Below are 19,126 nucleotides of genomic sequence, written 5' to 3'. Positions count from 1 at the left end.
GCATAGATTCGACAAATGAAGAAGGTAAAATGAGCCATGGGAGTAGTGCAGAAGACTTATCAAGAGATCAACGAAAAAATCAGAAAAGGACAGGCTGTCGTACTTACAGCGGAAGAAATGGTCGGAGTGGTCAAGAAGAAAGGTCCTGTTCAAGCAGCCCGAGAGGTGGATGTAGTAACGACCGGAACTTTTGCTCCCATGTGTTCTTCAGGCGCATTCATCAACTTTGGCCACACACAGCCCCCCATCAAGGCGAGCAAGGTATGGCTCAACGATGTTCCAGCCTACGGAGGCGTGGCAGCTGTCGATATTTTTATCGGGGCTACGGAACCGGCATTTGACGATCCTCTCAACAAGATTCGCCCGGGATCTTTCGACTATGGCGGCGGCCATGTTCTCCACGATCTGGTGAGCGGAAAGCCCGTCCGCCTGCGTGCAGAGGGATACGGCACCGATTGCTATCCCAACCGCCAGGCCGACATGACCGTGACCCTGGCGGACCTACCCTACGCAGTGCTCTGCAATCCCCGCAATGCTTACCAAAACTACAATTGCGCCGTCAATCTGTCTCAGAAAACCATCTTCACGTACATGGGAACACTCAAACCCCGTTTGGGCAATGCGAACTATTCTACCTCCGGCCAGCTCAGCCCTCTTCTCAACGACCCATATTACAAGACATTGGGCCTTGGAACCCGCATCTTCCTGGGGGGGGCGCAGGGATACATCACCTGGCACGGGTCACAGCACAATCCCAACGCACCGCGGCTTCCCAACGGTGTTCCCAGGAGCCCGGCGGGAACGCTCATGGTCATGGGAGATCTCAAACAGATGAAGCCTCGCTGGCTCATGGGTGTCAGCATGCAGGGATACGGCTGTTCTCTCTCCCTCGGAGTCGGAATTCCCATTCCGATTCTCAACGAAGAGATGGCCTTTTATACCGGGGTATCCGACGAAGATATCGTCACACAGGTCAAGGATTACAGCTTTACCCAATCCGAGCCCTTGTGTGAAGTGACGTACGCGCAGTTGAGGTCCGGCAGCATCATGGTGGAAGGCAAGGAGGTGCCCACAGTGCCCCTGTCGAGTTATGTTCGCGCCAAGGAAATTGCCGGGATTTTGAAAGAATGGATAGGAAACGGAAGTTTTCTTCTGGGTGAACCCCAACACCTTCTTCCGACCGCTTCGGACGAACAGCAGGAAATCACCGAATCGATCATCCAGGGTCTCGAAAAAAAGTTTTAGACGGTTTTAGCATTATGACTTACCCCTTCATCATTCCTTTGGACCTTGAACTAAAATTCAAGACCCTGGAAGCACTGCTGTCACCTTATCCTTCCTTTGCTGTGGCTTATTCAGGTGGAGTGGACAGCACCTTTCTGGCCTGGTATGTTCAAAAAGTCCTGGGCAAAAGGCTGCATGCTTTTCTTGTGCAGTCGCCCTTTCTCGGAAGGCGGGAAAGGGAAAGGGCACAATCCCTGGCTCGCGAAATCGGCTTCTCTCTCGAGACCCTTTTTGGTGACCCCATTGCAGTGCCCTCCATCCGTGAAAATTCCTCCCTACGCTGTTATTTTTGCAAGAAGGAAAGCATGACGGCTATCAAAGAACGTGCCCACACTCTGGGGTATGCTGCAGTCCTGGAGGGGTCGCACGCGGGAGATTCCCGGAGCTACCGGCCTGGCCGCAGGGCCCTGAAGGAATTGCATATATTGAGTCCACTGGCAACGGCGGGATTTGAAAAGAGTGAAATCCGGGAAGTGAGTCGCCTCGCGGGCCTCTCCAACTGGGATCTGCCTTCCCAATCCTGCCTCGCCACTCGCATCCCGTACGGGACCGCCATCACTTCAGACCTCTTATCCAGGATAGAGGAAGCCGAGTCATACCTGTGGGAGGTTGGATGCAGGCAGGTACGGGTCCGTATCCATGAGAACCTGGCCCGAATCGAAGTCACGCCGGAAGACTTCCCGCTCTTTATGGAGAAAAACACCCGGGAAAAGCTCCTGAGAAGATTCAAGGAACTGAATTTCGCTTTCGTCAGCCTGGATCTGGCAGGATATCGAAGCGGCAGTGGGGACAAAATCAACCCTTAATCAAAGAGTAATTGGTTCATGATCAAAAAGAAGGCAAAAGGAATCGGGCTCCTCTCGGGGGGATTGGACAGTATTTTAGCCGTCAAAATCCTGCAGGATCAGGGTCTGGAACTCTTGGGCATCACCTTCACTACACCCTTTTTTGAAGCCCAGCCAGGTATCGATGCGGGCCGCAAAGCGGGCATTGAGGTCCAGGCAATCGACCTCACAGAAAAGTATTTGGAAATGCTGAAAAAACCCGTCTACGGCTTTGGCAGTCAAATGAATCCCTGTATCGACTGCCACGCTCTCATGCTTCGGGAGGCGGGACACTTCATGGAGCAGATCCAGGGCGATTTTCTCTTTACCGGGGAAGTCCTGGGGCAACGCCCCATGAGCCAGAGGCGGGATTCTTTGAGAAGCGTGGAAAAACTCTCCGGCTATCTCGGTCGCATCCTGAGGCCTCTCAGCGCCAAGCTGCTGCCTCCCACCATCGTCGAGAATGAAGGGCTGGTGGACCGGGAAAAGCTCCTGGATATCAGCGGCCGCGGCCGCAAAAGGCAGATGGAACTTGCCAGGCACTACGGAATCACGGACTACCCACAGCCCGGCGGCGGGTGCATGCTCACCAAGGAAGGATTCGCCAATAAGCTCAAGCAGCTGCTGATCCTGCAGCCGAAGGCGGGTGGCAGGGAAATCGAATTGCTCAAATGGGGCCGACATTTTCTATTGCCGGAAGGAACGCTTTTGGCGGTAGGGCGCCAGAGAATGGACAATGAAAAACTGGCATCCCTTGCCAGCCATGACGAGACCGTGCTTCGGGTCATGGATTATCCGAGTCCTTTGGGCGTATTGTTACACTCTCCGCGGGCAGAAGGCATCCTTTCCCTTGCCGCCATGGTGCTGATCTCCTACAGCGACGCGCCGGAGGCGGGCGCCGTGCGCGTGGAATGGAAACACGCCGGAAATTCAGGAATTCTCACCGAAGAGAATCGTATCCGCCGGGAAGAGATCAAACCGTATCTGCTGTAATCTCCCGCGCTTCTTCATCGGAATGCTCTGCTGCATATTCGCAGTAGGGACTCAGCGGACAGATAGAGGTTTTAGGCTTTCTGGCCAGACAGATTTTTCTTCCATGCTGAATCAGTTGATGGCAAAAGAGAATCCAACGTTCCCGGGGAATGAGAGCCATCAAGTCCTGTTCTATCTTCAAGGGATCCTTGTGGGCCGTGAGTCCCAGCCGTTGTGACACGCGCCCGACATGGGTATCCACGACGATACCGGGAATCTGAAAAACATTCCCCAGGACCACGTTGGCCGTTTTACGTCCAATTCCCGGCAAAGTGACCAGGATCTCCAGATCCGGCGGCACCTCTCCTCCAAAGCGTTCGTCCAAAATATGGCAGCAGGCCTGAATATTTTTCGCTTTATTCCTGTAAAACCCTGTGGACTTGATGTCATTTTCCAGCTCTTCCAGAGGCGCCTGCGCGAAGTCTCTTGCAGAAGCATACTTCTTAAACAAAGCCGGTGTTACCTGGTTGACGCGTTCATCGGTGCACTGGGCCGAAAGGATAGTGGAAATCAGGAGCTGTAATGGGTTTTCGTAATTGAGAGTACATCCTGCATCCGGATAAAGCCGGTCCAGGAGATCGAGAATCGGACCGATCCTCTTTTCCAAAGGAGGTAAAGAAAGGTGGGATTTGCTTGTCTTCTTTTTGGGCATTTATTATATTTCTAGTATTTATGATAAGTTAGTAAGTAAACGCTTATTATTGTCCAACACATTTGCTGTTTTTATATGTCAAAGTTATCATTGGATTTCAAGGAAAAACATTTTATATTTGATAAACATCATAATGAGACAATGTCGAGCTAAGAGACTGTCTGAAAGTTCTTCTGCTTGGGAGCCGTTTCTGTTTCGATTCCCCGTGAGGGGGAATTTTAAGACAGATTCTAAACCCTGAGAGGAAAATTCATATAAAAGCGGTTTAAATAAGGCATTGAAGAGACAGGGATCTTGAAAACATGATAGATGGAAACATGAGACGTTCGGTCGGCAGCTATACCTCGATGAATCTTTTAGGGAATGAGGAAAAGATGAGGCGAATCTTCAAAACAAACAGCAACAGGTTCCTGGGTGGAAAACGGCCAATGAATACTCATATCATCATTTGCCCTTTTTGTGAAAATGGGCATCCTGTTCCGAACGATTTTGATTCCATACATCGATGCACGTGTGGCGCATGCTACAAGGTCTGTGGAAATCATGCCTTGGAAACAGGGGTCGGCGACATTGCAGGAGAACTTTGGAACGAAGAAGAGCTGGATTTCGTTCGCTCCATTCCTGTAGATTTCTGCAACATAGTCATTGAAAAAGACTTCGACCGGCTTCTGGATCTCAAACAGACAGCGGAGATGAACATAATGGAGCGCTTTTGCAAATACGACATCAATACTCACCTGAGTCTGGTGTGGGTGAAAAGGCTTTTCTGAGGTACGGATGATTTTTTGACTCCTCGCTGAAGAATCATCTCAATCAGACTGACCTCCCGTGGCAAAGCTTGCATTAAAATACAACCAGGGTAGAAGGTTGCCAGGGACCTTCTGCCCTGATCTTTTTGATGGAAACCCAATGAAGTCCTCCGGCGCTATCGGAGATATTACCCCTTCTTTCTCCATGGCCACCGACACTGAATACTCAAATGACAGGATAAAAGATCATGAAGGAACTTGGCGGTCGCTGTGTAATGGAAGCCGTTGAAATTGAAAAGGCTTTGGAAAGACTTGCCAGTGAAATCGTTCAACAACCCGTGGACCCCCACCTGCTGGCGCTCGTGGGAATCCATACGGGCGGAGTCTATCTGGCGAAAAGACTGGAGCGGATCATATCAGATAAATTTCACCTCTCCATTCCTGTTGGAACACTGGATATCAACCTTTACCGGGATGATTGGACACGGCTACACACTCAACCGATTGTACGTGCCACAGAATTTCCTTTCCCCATCGATGACCGTGAGGTGGTGTTGGTTGATGATGTGCTCTTCACAGGCCGCACGATTAGAGCGGCACTCAATGCGATCATGGATTATGGACGTCCCAAACACATCCAGGTTGCGGTACTCGTGGACCGTGGGCACCGGGAGCTGCCCATCTGTGGTCAATTCATCGGCCTAGAAATCAAAACCGGGCCGGAAGAACAGGTCAATGTTCTCTTGAAAGAAAAGGACGGTGTGGACCGCGTCATCATTGAGAGCCCTCTGTCTGCGCCATAAAAGCGACACGATTTTTCCCGGATGAAAGACCTCTCGGTGCAACTCAGCAAAAAGCCTGTGTCAGGTGATGAAGGTTCAGATTTCCCCCTGTCATTATAGTCACGACCTTCTTACCGGCCAAACGCTCCTTGATTTTGAAAGCGGCAGCCAAAGATGCTGCCCCGGCTACTTCTGCAAGGTTCTGAGTGAAGCGCACTGCCAGGCGGACGCCTTCCAGAAGTTCATCTTCCGTCAGAAGGACAACGTCGGTGATTCTCTCTTTCAAGATCATATAGGGAATGTCGAAAACCGATCGCGCAGCCAGCCCTTCAGCAATCGTGGATGCTCCTGGAACGATCACTTTTTTTCCCTGGCGCCAGGATTCGTAAAATGAGGGCATGCGTTCCGCCTGAACGCCTATCAATTCCACGCCGGGATTGATGCCTTCAATGACTTTTGCCAGTGCCGCGCAACCGGTACCTCCTCCGATGGGCATGATGACAACGTCCACTTCGGGAAGCTCTTCGAATATTTCGAGCCCCATCGTGGCAATGCCGGTAACGAGATGTGGTTCATTTCCCTGCCGCAGGTAGTACAGTCCAGTATTTTCAGCCAGTTCCTCGCAATAATCCTGGGTTTCAAAAAAATCCCTCCCCTGCTCGATCAACTGCGCTCCGTAAGAAAGGATCGTTGCATTGATTTCGGGATTATTGTCTTCGGGAACCACCACGTTGCAGAAGACCCCCCGCTCCTGCGCTGCCCAGGCAACCGCCAATCCATGATTGCCTCGAGTGGCGACGATGACCCCACGCTTCTGAATATCGTCGGAAATGCGCGCCATGAAATTCACCGCTCCGCGAACTTTGAAGGAGTTGGTGGGAAGATGATTTTCATGTTTGACATACATAGAAGCGCCCAACTCGTCGGAAAGCCTTTTATAGTAAGTCAAATGAGTGCGTTTGAGTGTGTTTTCCACAATGCGTCGCGCCTTGAAGACCTCCAGCATGTTGACCTGAGAAAGCAAATCGAGATAGTGCTGGTTCATATTCCCTCCTTTTTCATCCGACCTTTTGAAGAAAATGCTTCTTCCCGGTCACGGGAGTTCCTTATCAATCCACTCTGCCCTTTTTTATGAGAATCCACACGCGATCCACTGGTCCAGATCATTGGCATGATCATATACTAGAAATCGTTTTTGAGCCAGGAGATGTCGCAGCAAACGGCAACGGGAAAGGAAAGAAGGAGGCTATAAAAACGGGACTGTTCATTTTTCGTTTGAAAAGCTTGGGAAGTCGTGCTAAACACATTAGCACTTTGAGCGGGAGTAGCTCAGCTGGCTAGAGCATCAGCCTTCCAAGCTGAGGGTCGCGGGTTCGAAGCCCGTCTCCCGCTCCAGTAATTTCAAGGGATCAGCCCTTAGGCTGATCCCTTTTTGCTTTTGTAGGTAACACATAGGTAACTTTTCGCAAAGAAATCCACACTTCAGGACAAAAAAATAGCGAAGGCTAGGTTCTGTTGACATTTCACGTCCGAGCATCGTCGTGAAAGCTTGCTGGTGAAAGATTTTGGCGGATAGTCCATCAAAGATAAACACTCTGCTATCCAATTGAAAACACAGTCAATCCGTCAAATGTCAACAGAACCTAGACCAATGGTGCTAGTTTTAAAGGCTGAACTCCACAATAGAAAGAGGAATGAATCCATTTTCATCGGGTTCAAGCCCATCCCATTGAACAAGAACATCGAACAGAGCCATGGTGAAGGCAAGTCTTGCCCGGAAATAATCCCATACCCGGTGGCCAACTTTCTTGAAATGGGAGATTACAGTGAGCATCGAAAGTACGGTTTCGAGAACCATCCGTACATTCCATGTTCCCCTCTGACAGGGTTTCATATTTGCAGGGTCACCTTCTTTGGAATGAAAAGCCGTGTCGGTAAGGATGACCATTTTTTCATCAAACTGCTCAATAAGAGGATGAAAGACAGCATCATAGACATTACCGTGAAAGTACTATGAGCTCTCGGGAACAGTTCACCATCTCCGCTTTTGGGCGGATTGAAAAAAACCTGAGTTGTGGTAGGGTTTGTTCAGATCGCAGTGGGCAGCATGTGGTACTGGCGCAAAGCAGCGATCCATCGAGGAGCATTGCGCTGAACCATCAGCTCTTTGTAATCCACCTGTGAATCTCGATAAGGAGCCTTGCGACTGAGCAGAATGAAAACGATTTTCAGAATCTTATGAGCCAAAGCAATAATGGCGCGCTTGTGTCCCCGGCGTATGACAAGCCCCGAATACTTGCTTTGGAACATGCTTTTGGTACGACGTACGGCATTAGCCATTTCGCACAACAGTCGTCGTACATATGGATTGCCCTTGCGAATGCGACCGCTTTTTCGCTTTCCGGCGGATTCGTTATTGCCAGGGCAGACCCCGGCCCACGAGGCCAGACGCTGTGGGGAGCCGAAGGCCTCCATGTCCAGTCCGATCTCGACGATCAACATAGCCGCACCCACGGCATCGATTCCAGGTATGGTCTGGAGAAGGTCCAGAGCCCAGCGGTGAGACTCCAGTTCAGCCAGCAATTGGGTGTCGAATCGAGCGATACAGGCCTCGAGCTCACGGATGTGCTGGAGGATTTCGCGCAGGACGAATCGATGGGCGGGAGTCAAATCACCATCGAGTGCGTCGAGCAACTCCTCGGGAGTGGCTTTGAGCCTGGAGTTGGCAAACTCCAGCGCCTGCAGGGGTGTTCCGCCCTCGATCAAACGATCATATGCCGGGCGGCTTGACCGTGAATATCACTGACCACCACGGAAAGACGTATTCCGCCATCCGTAAGGACTTTATGGAGCCTGTTCTTTTCACTGGCAAGCATCCCAACCAGCTTCTGTCTCTCACGGGAAATCAGACGGAGGTTTCCCAATTCTTCTGGAGGAATGAAGCTCCCGCAAAGCAGGCCGCAACGGGCCAGCCAGCGACTGTCGGCCACATCCGTTTTGCGACCGGGAACCTGCTTGACGTGTCGAGCATTGACAACGGCGGCAACAATTCCCTCGCGTTCCAAGGCCGAGTAGATGCTCTTCCAGTAGATGCCCGTGCTCTCTACGACCACAATTTCGGGGTTGGCGTCTCCGGCCCACCTGGCCAAAGCTCGCCGACCCTCTGTGCCAATATGCTTGAGACATCCTCCCCCAAATAAATTAAAGTAGAGGGTGGAGGAAGAGACTAATCATGGAAAAAGGTTCAAATATGGAAAAGCGGTTGGTCAAGGTGAGTGCCCTGGAGGCGGAATCGGGGGAGCAGAGCGAGCCCGATGGAGCTGTAAGGGCACTCGGGCGGCCGGATCCCGAAGTGTTGGAGAATCCGACACGCCGTAAGTTCACGGCCGAATACAAACTGAATATCCTTGGTCTAGCCGACGCTTGTAAGACCCCCGGTAGTCTTGGCGCCTTGCTGCGCCGCGAAGGATTGTATCACTCAAACCTCGCCACCTGGCGACGGCAACGGAATGCGGGCACCCTGGAGGCTTTGGAGCCAAGAAAACGGGGACCAAAAGCCAAAGAACCCGATCCTCTGGTGATCGAGATGGGCAGACTGCGCCAGGAAAACGAACGGCTTCAAAAACGCCTCAAGCAGGCGGAGCTCATCATCGATGCTCAAAAAAAAATCTCTCAGATATTGGGCATAACACTCGAAACCCAGGTGCAGAGCGGGAAAGACTGATGGATGCCACAGAAGCGCTCGCCCTTGAAATAGGCACCCGCCGTGCCTGTGAAGCCCTCGTGGTTCCGAGGGCCAGCCTGTATCGGCGGAGAGCCGGGAGCAAAATGAAGGCTGCGGAGTGCGGCGGGAAATCTCCTTCGCCGCGTGCTCTGCAACCAGAAGAAAAGCAGACGGTGCTCGATATCCTGCACTCGGAGCGCTTTGTCGACAAGGCTCCTCATGAAGTCTATGCGACCTTGCTCGATGAGGGAAAATACCACTGCTCCATCCGCACCATGTACCGGATCCTTGAAGATCAAAAGGAGGTGAAAGAACGCAGAAACCAGTTGCGCCATCCTGTTTATGAAAAACCCGAGCTTCTGGCAACGGGACCCAACCAGGTCTGATCCTGGGACATCACGAAGCTTCTTGGTCCCGACAAATGGACCTACTTCTATCTCTATGTGATTATTGACATCTTCAGCCGATACGTCGTCGGATGGATGGTGGCAACCCATGAATCGGCGCAGCTCGCAAAACGCTTCATTCAGGAAACCTGTTCCAAACAGGGGATAGTTCCGGGACAGTTGACGATTCATGCGGATAGAGGATCTTCAATGAAATCGAAACCCGTGGCCTTTCTGCTCGCAGACCTTGGGATCACCAAGACTCACAGCAGACCCTATACCAGTGATGATAACCCTTACTCCGAATCCCAGTTCAAAACGCTCAAGTACAGACCTGATTTTCCCGAACGCTTTGGAGCCATCCAGGATGCACGCAGTTTCTGCCAGGATTTCTTTCCCTGGTACAACCAGGAGCACCGTCACACGGGGATCAGCCTGCTCACCCCCGAGATGGTTCACTTTGGAAATGCCCCTGAAGTCTTACAAGCCAGAGAACGGGTCTTGATCCGCGCATACCAGGATCACCCAGAAAGATTCGTCAACAAGGTGCCGACTCCAAAGCCTTTACCGACAGCGGCTTGGATCAATCCCCCCAAGCTTGTAACGACTGATGGAGAGTTACAATAAATTGTGCTCAAGGGTGTCTCAAAGTTATTGACACATTCCGCGATCCCGCTTAAACGTACCGAAAGTCAGTGTTTCCGTGTGGATCGATCCGTCTTCCTGTTCCGCAATCAGACAGGCCGTCACATGCTTTTGATGAACATCAAGGCCTATAGCACTCTTGTGGATCGGCTCCAGTTCCATGTCCTCGACTCCTCCTGTAAAATGTATGTTGAGATGGCGAGGACATGTTTCGAATCAACCTGCGGGTGCCCGGCACCCGTGGCCCTATTACCGTGCGCTCTCTATAGAAGCAATCCGGGGTGCGATGCAAAACAATGGGTCTCGTTAGCTGACTGGGTCCAAGCCACGTATTCACTTGCGCGACCTCGCCCTCGCCAGCTCCCTTTATACCACCTTTCATCATCAGGGGTGCCGCGAACATCTCGGCATGAACGTTAGATGCATCAAATTCCTCCGATACACAGTGCAACAGGAGAAAAATACCCTGAATCTGTTGAAAAGCGTGCAGTCGTCTCTAAAATGAAGGTTCAACATAGTATACACTTATTTTTACGACCGAAATTCATACTGTGCCGGGAGAGAGACCGTCTTTTCGGACTTTCCTCTCCGACAGGCTGCTAGGCAGGACGGTCATCGAGGAGATGGCCTCCAGGCACGATGCCGGCGCGGGAGCTATCGACCTGGCCGTAAAAAAAGCGATGGAGGCGAACCTGAAATCCGCAAGGGATTTTCGAAGCATAGTGGAGATGCTCCTGGAGGCCCACCAGACTCTTTTGAATGCGGGTGAAAATCGCATCGACAAGAACGGCATCGAGAAGAGCTACTCCGTCAAGGGATTGAACATCGAAGGGGACCTCCACTCCATGATCGGTGGGCTCGAACGTTTGGATCAGCACCTTCGCCAGGGAAAGCAGAAGGGCGTCATGAACATGAACCTCCTCTTTTACGGTCCTCCCGGCAGCGGGAAGAGCGAGCTCGCCCGGTTCCTGGCCAAGCACCTGGACCGTGAAGTTCTGTGGCGGCGGGTGAGCGACCTGCAAAGCCACTATGTCGGATATCGGAAAAGATCAAGGAAGCTTTTTCCGCGGCCGAAGCCGGCGAGGCCATCCTGATCATCGATGAAGCGGACTCCCTGCTGTTCAGCCGCGATCGCGTCCGCCATTCGTGGGAAATCAGCTTCACCAATGAATTCTTGACACAGATGGAGAAATTCTGCGGGATTCTCATCTGCACTACCAACCGCCTTTCGGACCTGGACGAGGCTTCTCTGCGCCGATTCAGCCACAAGATCGGTTTCCTGGCGCTGGAACCCGAAGGCAATATCCTGTTTTATGAGAGGCTGCTCGGCCCGCTCGCTTCCGGTCCACTGCCCGAGGACGCAGCAAGAACCCTTCGCGGCCTCACGAATCTCTGCCCGAGTGATTTCAAGGCGGTGCGCGACCGGTTCGCCTTTCACCCACGGCATGAGCTCAACCACGAAATGCTCTTGGAAGCCCTGGTTCATGAGGCTCGGCTGAAGTATCTCCATACCGGCAGGAAGGCTGTGGGCTTCTGACAAGGGAGAAAAGGGATAAGGAGGAAAGAGATGAAGATGAACATGAAGACGACCCTGACGGTCGTCGGGGTCGCAGGCGTGCTCCTCCTGTTGCAGACGCCGCCGTCCTACGGCAAACAGATCATCGAGTGCAGGGATGCGAAGGGTTTCAAAACCGGTTCGGCGACGGTCGAGGACGACGGCTCCGTCATCTATCGTGATGAGAAAGGCTTCAAGAAGGGGGCGACCAGAATAAGAAACGGAAAGACCATCTTTTACGACAAAAATGGCAGGAAGACCGGGGAGTGCGACGGCTACCTCCCCTTGTTGCCCGGTTGCAAGCACAAATAATTGTCACCAGGGGTGTTGGCAGTCAAATGTATGGATGCAGGTCGGGAATTATTTACGACACAAGGGATGTCGGCCTGTGCGCCCGACGTGCATCTGTCGTGGACCATATGCCATGAAGCGGACACGCAATGAGAAGCATGAATTTCCGCGGAAAGAATCACGGTAATGCCGAGCATCGAAAAACATTGTGAGGAATCGGAGAGACTCTTTGGAGCCCGTTTCAAAGAGGTCCATTTATGGCTCGACGCTTTCGCCGGTTCGAAGGAGTACGGGATGCGCCACCGACGAAGACGTCATCACGAAGAAGGCATTCAAGAAGTTATTATACTCTTCGGGGATCTGGCCGGCAAAGCTGCCAGACAGCATATAATCTCTGACTTAAAGGAGGAAGGATGGACCGATCAAGATCGATTTCCCAGGGATGAGGAAGATTATGTCAGGATGGGTCTTTTTTGAGGCTCTCCAGAATAAAGGTAAAATCCGAGATGATGGAAATGTAAGCAAGAAGGAAGCAAGAAAGTAAAGTTCATTCCGATTTACGATCTCATGTGATAAGCTATACTTTCTAAACATCATAGAGAGGGAGTAGCAACGAACAATGAGAGGTTTACGTTTCACAGACATCGAATCCAAACCCTTTGTGGTTCTTGATATGACGAGCCTGGTAGTGGAAGAGTTTCGGGCGTTGGTTGAGCCCTTCGAGGAGGAGTTCCAGGCCCATATGACGAAATGGCGGCTGGACAGATTGCCACGAACCAAGCGAGGTTACTCCACCTACAAGAACTGCCCGCTGCCCACCCCGGAGGATCGGTTGCTCTTCATCCTGGCTTATCTGAAGAACAATCCCTTGCAGACCCTGCACGGGTGCACCTTCGGACTGCCCCAGTGCAAAGCTAACGTCTGGATACATGTGCTCCTGCCGGTGCTTCAAAATACATTCCGTCATCTTGAGCATGCTCTATGTCGCTCCCTGGGTGAACTCGCTCAGAAACTGAATGTGCCTTTGGATCAAGCTGCTCAGGTGCTTGAGGACTCTGCCCATTCGGTTGAGCCGCAACAGGAGGACCAAAAAACCAGTAAAACAAGCACATCACCGTCAGAAGGTGGCCCCCTTTTTGTCACGATGGCACCGAGCGAGCCATCCCGCGCCCCCAAGACCCGGATGATCAGAAGCTCTATTACAGCGGTAAGAAAAAGAAACACACCATCAAAAACGTGCTCCTGATCGATACCATGCTCACCATCCTCTTTCTGAGCGACACGGTTGAGGGAAAAAGGCATGATAAGAAAATCGCCGACAGTACTCCCTATTCTCTGCCGGCCGGCAGTCAACTATTGCAGAATCTGGGCTTCCAGGCTTTCACCCTCAAAGGAGTAGAAACCATCATGCCCACGAAAAAGCCTCGATCTGGTGAACTCACGGCCGAGCAGAAAGCAGAAAATCGCCTGATCTCTCAACGTCGAGTCCGAATCGAGCATGTCAACAGCAGCGTCAAGCGTTGTCGCATGGCCAAAGAAGTCATTCGCCTCACAAAAAAGGGAGTACGTGACCTCGTGATGGAAGTGTGCTGTGCCCTGCATAACTTCCGCGTCTGTTGGTCTGCTTGGCAACCAATGACTTAAATCGGAATGAACACTATTGAAAACAGAACATATTTCTCTCCTTTCTTCTGTTTATTTTTTTGGGGAAGAGTGTATCGTTACTCCAATTATTTGCCTTTCAACAATGGCTTGCCGGCAGTTAAAGCCAGAACTCGGGATATCTTCTGGTCTTTGGAATATTGTTCACCAGTAATGCTACAGCCAGCATGATCGCAGCTCCAGCCCCTACGGGCACAAAGGCATAGAGGTACCCCAGGCTATGAATTTTTGCTCCGCCTATGACCGCAATAAGAGCTGTAGCCCCTCCCGGCGGGTGAAGCGTTTTCGTTGCATGCATAAGGGCTATGGCGGTTGCCACCGCAAGGGCGGCTGCAAGCCAGATGGTTGTCGGGAAGAGATTGTAGGCGGAAACACCTACCAGTGCAGAAAGAACATGTCCACCAAGGAGATTCCTCGGCTGGGCAAGCGGGCTTTTTATGGCCCCGAAGATGAGAACAGCCGAAGCTCCGAATGAACCGATGATGAGGACAAGCTCTGTGCCCGTGCAATAATGGCAATCGAGAAACCCCACCGCTGCAATTCCCAGAAAACTCCCCACCCATGACCAGAGGATCTCAGGGAAGTTCACCCGAGGTGGGCTCTGAGTGGTTCCTTTCATCTTTGAGAGATAATCGCTTCGCATGTTGCGTTCCTTGAAGAAGCCCTGATGAGGTCGTTTCGTGTAATGATGCCCATAAGGCGGCTTTCTGTGTCGATAACCGGCACTCTGTTGATACCCCTTCTTGCCATGATGTCAGCCACTTCGAAATAAGAGGAGCTCTCATGAACCGTCACTGCCGGTGAGCTCATGATGTCCCCGGCTTTCTTCGCTCGAATGGGAAGAGCGATGCAGCCTTTGGCCTTCAGGCAGTTGGCAATAACGGTCATGAAGTTCTTGGGGCCTGCCTCACCCATCCTGAAAAGAAAGTCCTTTTCCGAGATGACTCCTAAAACCCTTCCCGTATCATCCGTTACGGGAAGGCCTGAAATACCCCGGTCGCCCATGAGGCTGGCCACCTCGTCAAGCGGCGTATCACGCGAGACGAAGACCACCTCTTTTGTCATCATATCCCGAGCGAGCACGGACCTTGAAATCCGTTCCACCGCCTGCCGGTAGGCATGGCAGTAGAGTTCCTTGAAGTCCCTAGGGGTGATGTCGAGGTAGCCAGGAATGGACTTCATGGCTTCATAGACATCCTGATCGGTTAGCCCCACATCGCCAGCAGGCAGAGTGGAAGCCTTTTCCTTTTCGACCATTTTTGCATCCTCAACGAGAAGATCTCTTGTCCGCTAAAAAGATGGGTAACGGCCGGGATCTTCCTCTTCGGTCTGGAGTGTTTTGTCCAATCACCCATTCTCTTTCTCGAAATCGCTCTTTGGGGCGCCACAGGGAGGGCAGACCCAATCATCAAGCAGATCTTCAAACTTGGTCCCGAAAGTTATTCCGTTCTCAGGGTCTCCTTCAGCGGGGTCGTACACCCGGTCACAGATGGTGCAGGCATCTTCTTCCATTTCATGTCCTTTCCTTCAGGAGTTATTCGGTTTCCGTCTCTTTCGTGGGCACCATGAATACTACAGGCAGCCCCAAAGGTCTTTGACTTAGGTCAATCGTACACTCACGATGAGACACAGCTCTTCGGAACCGGGAGCGGTCTTTCAGTCTCCAGAAAATTCCTGGGTATCCACCGTCCGTCACTCAGCATGAAGATTCGACCCATACGGTCAAATACTCTAATTTACTTGGGAGAGAATGTCTCAAGCATATTGGCACGGAAGGGAGAGAGCCTAACGGAAGCTCAAAACATCAAACATTGATGAGGAACGTACTCAAGGAAGTGGAACACATCTTCTCTTTTTGGCATACTTTCCGGGAAGGCTACATCAGCCGAGATGAACTCCTCGGCGCCACCGCTTTCATGAGGACATGCATGAAGCGCTACTGCATCAAGTACCAGCATAACTCTGATAAAGAGGGTAACCGTTCACAGCAGAGCAAAGAGCGCAGATTCATAGCCGCCCTTGCTGGCTCCTTGCAATTCTTAAGAATCCGGGTATGTTCCCGCAGAAAGATCTTTTCAATGAAAATGACATCCACAAATGAAATCAACCAAGTGAAAAGGATCGAAGGAGATCTCCTGACCCTCAACTATCGATTGGCTCTCAGGGGAGCCAATGCATGGAGGGGGATCACATCTCATGCCACCGAGCACAGCCTCTACGACGGCTTCCAGGAGATTCTGAATGCCGATACGATCCAAAAGACACGCGACCTCAACTTGCCCCGGCAGGTAAAACACAGGATATTCCATTCTCTCCTGGGCCATTATCTTCAGTATCGCAGCCTGCCTTTCGAAAATGAATTGTCCATGTGGATGCGAGGTGCTTCGGCCGATGTTGAAGGGGAAAAGATTTATTTCAAAGACATCATCGCATGGTGTCAGAAGCGGAGTGATTTGGCGAAACGCCGCATCATGGAAAAGGAGACGATCAGCCTTTCCAGGTTTTTAAAACCATTCGCCCTCAGTCCCTGGGAGTTCGTTCTCGAACTTCTGAGGGAAGAATTCGGTTACAAAGATTACGTCACATTTTGCTCGAACAAGAAAGAAATCGATTATTCGGCCTATACCACAAAACTGGAAAGGCTGCTGACCCAGACGGAGGAGCTGTATTTCGCTTCCATGGAAGACTGGACCCGAGCGGATCTGGGGACATCACTCTCCGAATTGAACCGTTTTGATGGGATCTACCTGTTGGGACTGGGAAAACTGAACGGGCTCTTTCCCTCTCATATACCTCTTTCCAAACATTTGCGTTTTTTCGATCATTGGCAGATGCCCCCAGACAAGCTGCCGGGGCTTCACCTGGATATGGAATATTCTCCCAGGAAGGGCTCACAAGCGATGAGCTTCGCTGCGAGAATCCCCGACGAAGTTTACCTCGTCATGAATCCACAGGGGGGGTGGATCGATCTGGAAACGCTTTTCCATGAAATGGGCCACGCCCTGAGCAATATTTTCACATCCCGGGAGCTTTCTCCGGTGGAGAAGGATTTTCATCCTTCGAACACGCTCTCGGAAACCTATGCTTTTCTCCTGCAAAACATGATTTTCACCCCTCTTTTCCTCGAACGCGAACTGAAGCTCAAGCCCAAAGATATCGATAAAATGATCTATTATAAAACTCTAAAGGACATGTCCTTCTTCAGAAGATATGCCGCAAAATTCCTTGCCGAGCATGAAATGTTCAAAACGGGATCACTTTCGGACGGAGAGATCTATGCGACTCTTTTAAAGAAATACACCGGGTTTTCCTACCGTTCTGAAAGTCATCTCTTCGATCTGGTTCCAGAGTTCTATGCCCTGGATTATGTCATTTCGTGGATGGCCGAAGCGGTGCTGGAGAAAAACCTCGTAGAGACGCTTGGAGCAAACTGGATGTACAGGCATGAAGCGGGTGACACATTGAGGAACTGGTGGTTGCCGGGAAACAGGTTTGAACTGGAAGAGTTTTTCAAGACATACGGGCTTGGAACGATCGACCCCGGCGAAATCCTCAAAAGATGGCAGTCTCGGCTGTCGCTGAAGGGAGCCGGTTCTCAAACGATGTGAAATCCTTCAAGGCTTCGGGTAGGGAAACGGGATGAAACCCCAGGGTCTGGGCCTTTGTGATATCAAAAGAGACATCCGCAGCTCTCGGCGCCGGCATATGAACATCCCTTTGCCGGCAGGAAATCAGAGCGGCCTTTTTTTCAGTGAATCCCAAGATATCTCTTAACAAAACACCGATTTCGTAGCGCGAGATCCGCTCCCTTCCTCCCAGATGCAAAATCCCTTTTGCCTTCTTTAGAGCCAAAAAAATACCTGCTGCGGCATCTCTCCCACTCAAGGGAGTCCTGAACTCATCCACGAAGAGTTTTAAAGGCCTCGCCTCCCGCATCGCCGCAATCATGGGCTGAACGAAGCTGCTCGCTACGGGGCCGGGATCTCCAAACATCAAAGACATGCGGCAAATGATCACATCCGGATAGCGCTTCAGCATCCCTTCCTCTGCCAGTATTTTTTGTTCGCCATAGACATTGACCGGAGAAACGGGATCTTCTTCGCAATAGGGGGCACACTGCCCGTCGAACACGAGATCCGACGAAGTGAATACGCATGCGATGGATCGATCCGCACACAAACCGGCAATATCCATAGAAACATCGACATTGATTTGATGAGACTCTTTCGGATGGGTCTGACAAAAATTGATATTTGCGGCGGCAGCAGTGTGCACAACAGCATCGGGCCGAACCACATCGAAAATCTTCTTCACTTCCCTGAAATCTCTGAGATCGACCTGAACGATTTTCACACCGGGAATTTGGATCGGGTGAGAGAATACGGTTCCGTATATTTCCCAGCCTTTGCCGGCCCACCGGCAAATATTCCAGCCCAGAAACCCGCTCGCCCCCGTGAGAAGCATTTTTTTCATGGCTCATGACTTTCCTGTGGCGGAAAATCCACACAATAAAGGATGCAGCCGCAACATCGTTTTCCTTTCATGGGAATCCCCTTCGCACGGAGTCCGACTTTCGGCCTTTGAACGATGGGGATTTTCCGGAACCCGGAAAGAAAGAAGACCCAGCCGGTCATGCATTCTCCTTTGGAACGTTAACTGAAATCAAGGCCCATATCGCAGGATGCTTTCCTCGTAAAAATCCTGATAAAAATCGGAGTCCTTTTCTTCGTACATTTTGATCCATTGTTGAACGCGCTCTTTTCCATAAGTGCTTTCCCATGCCGATAGGATTTCCTGCAGGGGAACGTCAGCATAGCTTCCGATAACTTCCACATATTCCATGTACTTCTGATTTTCAAGGTTATAAGGCTGAAAAAGCGAATCCTCACGGCCATTGAATTCGAGGGGGGGCACTTTATGGAGTTCGCACAGTTCACGATTGAAAGCGGGAGTCGCTTTGACCCACTTGCCCTCCAGATAAAATTCCACAAAGGCATGATAAACAAAGAGATCGCTTCCCAGGAAATCCAGCAACTGAGGCGTTGCCAAGTGATTTTTCACACTGGCAAATCCAAGCCTGCAGGGAATATGGCAAGCTCTCGACAAAGCGCACAGGAGCGAAGCCTTGGGGATACAGAATCCACGTTTTCGTTTTAGAATGGAACTGGCCCTGTAATGAACGGGACGATGGAATGGAGTATAGGGATCATACCGAATCTCATCCCGAACGGCGAGATAAAGCCTTACGGCCTGCTCGACGGGATCTTCCGTCCTCTGAACCACCCGTTGAGCGTAGGCTCTGATTTCAGGATGGTCCTTATCGATCATCGCAGTGGCCGCCAAAAATGAAAGATGTTCCGGATTTGTTTCTTTCTTATTATCCATGAGCAGAATCTCCATAAGGATCACTTTCAAAGCAAAGGGGAAAACACGCCCCACCCGTTCCTGCAAATTTCACAATATATGCCTCAAACGGCTGAGACCCAGACCCTCTGCAGGAATGTTTATCTTTTCGTTTTTGAATGTTCAAAGCTCAGCCG

At 51.2% G+C, this 19,126-nt stretch carries 19 protein-coding genes, 1 tRNA gene and 3 pseudogenes; 14 read left to right on the top strand and 9 right to left on the bottom strand.

Going from position 1 to position 19,126, the window contains the following annotated elements; genetic code table 11:
- Positions 1 to 36 precede the first annotated feature (36 nt).
- The 3 genes from QMG16_RS17570 to QMG16_RS17560 are packed head-to-tail and all read left to right on the top strand — an operon-like array spanning position 37 to position 3,101.
- Entirely contained in the window at positions 37 to 1,245 is a 1,209-nt protein-coding gene (locus tag QMG16_RS17570; RefSeq protein WP_281796313.1) for a homocysteine biosynthesis protein, read from the top strand.
- 14 nt (positions 1,246 to 1,259) lie between these two features.
- Positions 1,260 to 2,090 (top strand): ATP-dependent sacrificial sulfur transferase LarE, encoded by an 831-nt coding sequence (larE, locus tag QMG16_RS17565; RefSeq protein ID WP_281796311.1) that lies wholly within the window; start codon positions 1,260 to 1,262, stop codon positions 2,088 to 2,090.
- 18 nt (positions 2,091 to 2,108) lie between these two features.
- Positions 2,109 to 3,101, top strand: a complete 993-nt coding sequence (locus tag QMG16_RS17560; protein ID WP_281796310.1) for a tRNA 4-thiouridine(8) synthase ThiI — start codon at positions 2,109 to 2,111, stop codon at positions 3,099 to 3,101.
- Here QMG16_RS17560 and nth read toward each other — a convergent pair.
- Positions 3,082 to 3,792, bottom strand: coding sequence for an endonuclease III (gene nth, locus QMG16_RS17555; protein WP_281796309.1), 711 nt, complete (start codon positions 3,790 to 3,792; stop codon positions 3,082 to 3,084). The genes QMG16_RS17560 and nth overlap by 20 nt on opposite strands.
- Positions 3,793 to 4,220: 428 nt before the next feature.
- Between nth and QMG16_RS17550 the strand changes: the two genes are divergently transcribed.
- Both QMG16_RS17550 and pyrR read left to right on the top strand, forming a co-directional pair.
- Positions 4,221 to 4,562 (top strand): hypothetical protein, encoded by a 342-nt coding sequence (locus tag QMG16_RS17550; protein ID WP_281796307.1) that lies wholly within the window; start codon positions 4,221 to 4,223, stop codon positions 4,560 to 4,562.
- A gap of 227 nt (positions 4,563 to 4,789) precedes the next feature.
- The gene (pyrR, locus tag QMG16_RS17545; RefSeq protein ID WP_281796304.1) at positions 4,790 to 5,344 is read left to right on the top strand and encodes a bifunctional pyr operon transcriptional regulator/uracil phosphoribosyltransferase PyrR; all 555 of its coding nucleotides are present in this window, start codon (positions 4,790 to 4,792) and stop codon (positions 5,342 to 5,344) included.
- Positions 5,345 to 5,387: 43 nt separating this feature from the next.
- Here pyrR and QMG16_RS17540 read toward each other — a convergent pair whose 3' ends face one another.
- Positions 5,388 to 6,368: a threonine ammonia-lyase gene (locus QMG16_RS17540; protein ID WP_281796302.1), complete on the bottom strand. Its 981-nt coding sequence runs from the start codon at positions 6,366 to 6,368 to the stop codon at positions 5,388 to 5,390.
- Between the two features lie 273 nt (positions 6,369 to 6,641).
- On the opposite strand from QMG16_RS17540, the gene QMG16_RS17535 reads away from it, so the two are divergent.
- A tRNA-Gly gene (locus QMG16_RS17535) sits at positions 6,642 to 6,718 on the top strand.
- A gap of 256 nt (positions 6,719 to 6,974) precedes the next feature.
- Positions 6,975 to 7,340 (top strand): hypothetical protein, encoded by a 366-nt coding sequence (locus tag QMG16_RS17530; protein WP_281796301.1) that lies wholly within the window; start codon positions 6,975 to 6,977, stop codon positions 7,338 to 7,340.
- A 71-nt stretch (positions 7,341 to 7,411) separates the two neighbouring features.
- On the opposite strand, the pseudogene QMG16_RS17525 reads toward QMG16_RS17530, so the two are convergent.
- Positions 7,412 to 8,481, bottom strand: a pseudogene (locus QMG16_RS17525) (IS110 family RNA-guided transposase); the annotation flags it as partial.
- A gap of 122 nt (positions 8,482 to 8,603) precedes the next feature.
- Here QMG16_RS17525 and QMG16_RS17520 point away from each other — a divergent pair.
- Positions 8,604 to 10,060: pseudogene (locus QMG16_RS17520) on the top strand (IS3 family transposase).
- Between the two features lie 24 nt (positions 10,061 to 10,084).
- Here the strand turns inward: QMG16_RS17520 and QMG16_RS17515 are convergent.
- Positions 10,085 to 10,240: a hypothetical protein gene (locus QMG16_RS17515; RefSeq protein ID WP_281796299.1), complete on the bottom strand. Its 156-nt coding sequence runs from the start codon at positions 10,238 to 10,240 to the stop codon at positions 10,085 to 10,087.
- A gap of 461 nt (positions 10,241 to 10,701) precedes the next feature.
- Here QMG16_RS17515 and QMG16_RS19715 point away from each other — a divergent pair.
- From QMG16_RS19715 to QMG16_RS17490, 5 genes and pseudogenes are all read left to right on the top strand, one after another.
- Positions 10,702 to 11,615: pseudogene (locus tag QMG16_RS19715) on the top strand (ATP-binding protein).
- Between the two features lie 30 nt (positions 11,616 to 11,645).
- Positions 11,646 to 11,945, top strand: a complete 300-nt coding sequence (locus tag QMG16_RS17500) for a hypothetical protein (protein ID WP_281796292.1) — start codon at positions 11,646 to 11,648, stop codon at positions 11,943 to 11,945.
- A 165-nt stretch (positions 11,946 to 12,110) separates the two neighbouring features.
- Positions 12,111 to 12,401: a DUF6915 family protein gene (locus QMG16_RS19710; RefSeq protein WP_373878689.1), complete on the top strand. Its 291-nt coding sequence runs from the start codon at positions 12,111 to 12,113 to the stop codon at positions 12,399 to 12,401.
- Positions 12,402 to 12,543: 142 nt separating this feature from the next.
- Positions 12,544 to 13,170 (top strand): transposase family protein, encoded by a 627-nt coding sequence (locus tag QMG16_RS17495; protein WP_281796291.1) that lies wholly within the window; start codon positions 12,544 to 12,546, stop codon positions 13,168 to 13,170.
- A complete protein-coding gene (locus QMG16_RS17490; RefSeq protein WP_281797111.1) occupies positions 13,086 to 13,568 on the top strand; it encodes a transposase family protein in 483 nt (160 codons plus the stop codon). The genes QMG16_RS17495 and QMG16_RS17490 overlap by 85 nt, the downstream gene beginning before the upstream one ends.
- 118 nt (positions 13,569 to 13,686) lie before the next feature.
- Here QMG16_RS17490 and QMG16_RS17485 read toward each other — a convergent pair whose 3' ends face one another.
- From QMG16_RS17485 to QMG16_RS17475, 3 genes are all read right to left on the bottom strand, one after another.
- Positions 13,687 to 14,229, bottom strand: a complete 543-nt coding sequence (locus QMG16_RS17485; RefSeq protein ID WP_281796289.1) for an HPP family protein — start codon at positions 14,227 to 14,229, stop codon at positions 13,687 to 13,689.
- Entirely contained in the window at positions 14,202 to 14,843 is a 642-nt protein-coding gene (locus QMG16_RS17480; protein ID WP_281796286.1) for a CBS domain-containing protein, read from the bottom strand. Before QMG16_RS17480 ends, QMG16_RS17485 begins: the two co-directional genes overlap by 28 nt.
- A gap of 90 nt (positions 14,844 to 14,933) precedes the next feature.
- Complete coding sequence (locus QMG16_RS17475; protein WP_281796284.1) at positions 14,934 to 15,098, bottom strand: rubredoxin; 165 nt, start codon at positions 15,096 to 15,098, stop codon at positions 14,934 to 14,936.
- A gap of 566 nt (positions 15,099 to 15,664) precedes the next feature.
- On the opposite strand from QMG16_RS17475, the gene QMG16_RS17470 reads away from it, so the two are divergent.
- Positions 15,665 to 17,194 (top strand): M3 family metallopeptidase, encoded by a 1,530-nt coding sequence (locus QMG16_RS17470; RefSeq protein ID WP_281796282.1) that lies wholly within the window; start codon positions 15,665 to 15,667, stop codon positions 17,192 to 17,194.
- Here QMG16_RS17470 and QMG16_RS17465 read toward each other — a convergent pair.
- Together QMG16_RS17465 and QMG16_RS17460 are read right to left on the bottom strand one after the other, a co-directional pair.
- Positions 17,139 to 18,059, bottom strand: a complete 921-nt coding sequence (locus QMG16_RS17465) for an SDR family oxidoreductase (protein WP_281796281.1) — start codon at positions 18,057 to 18,059, stop codon at positions 17,139 to 17,141. The genes QMG16_RS17470 and QMG16_RS17465 overlap by 56 nt on opposite strands.
- Positions 18,060 to 18,248: 189 nt before the next feature.
- Entirely contained in the window at positions 18,249 to 18,971 is a 723-nt protein-coding gene (locus QMG16_RS17460; protein ID WP_281796280.1) for a transglutaminase-like domain-containing protein, read from the bottom strand.
- Positions 18,972 to 19,126: the final 155 nt, after the last annotated feature.

Origin of the sequence: Desulforhabdus amnigena (genome assembly GCF_027925305.1) — a bacterium.
Taxonomy (GTDB): Bacteria; Desulfobacterota; Syntrophobacteria; order Syntrophobacterales; family Syntrophobacteraceae; genus Desulforhabdus; species Desulforhabdus amnigena.
This window is presented reverse-complemented; position numbering and strand designations above follow the sequence as displayed.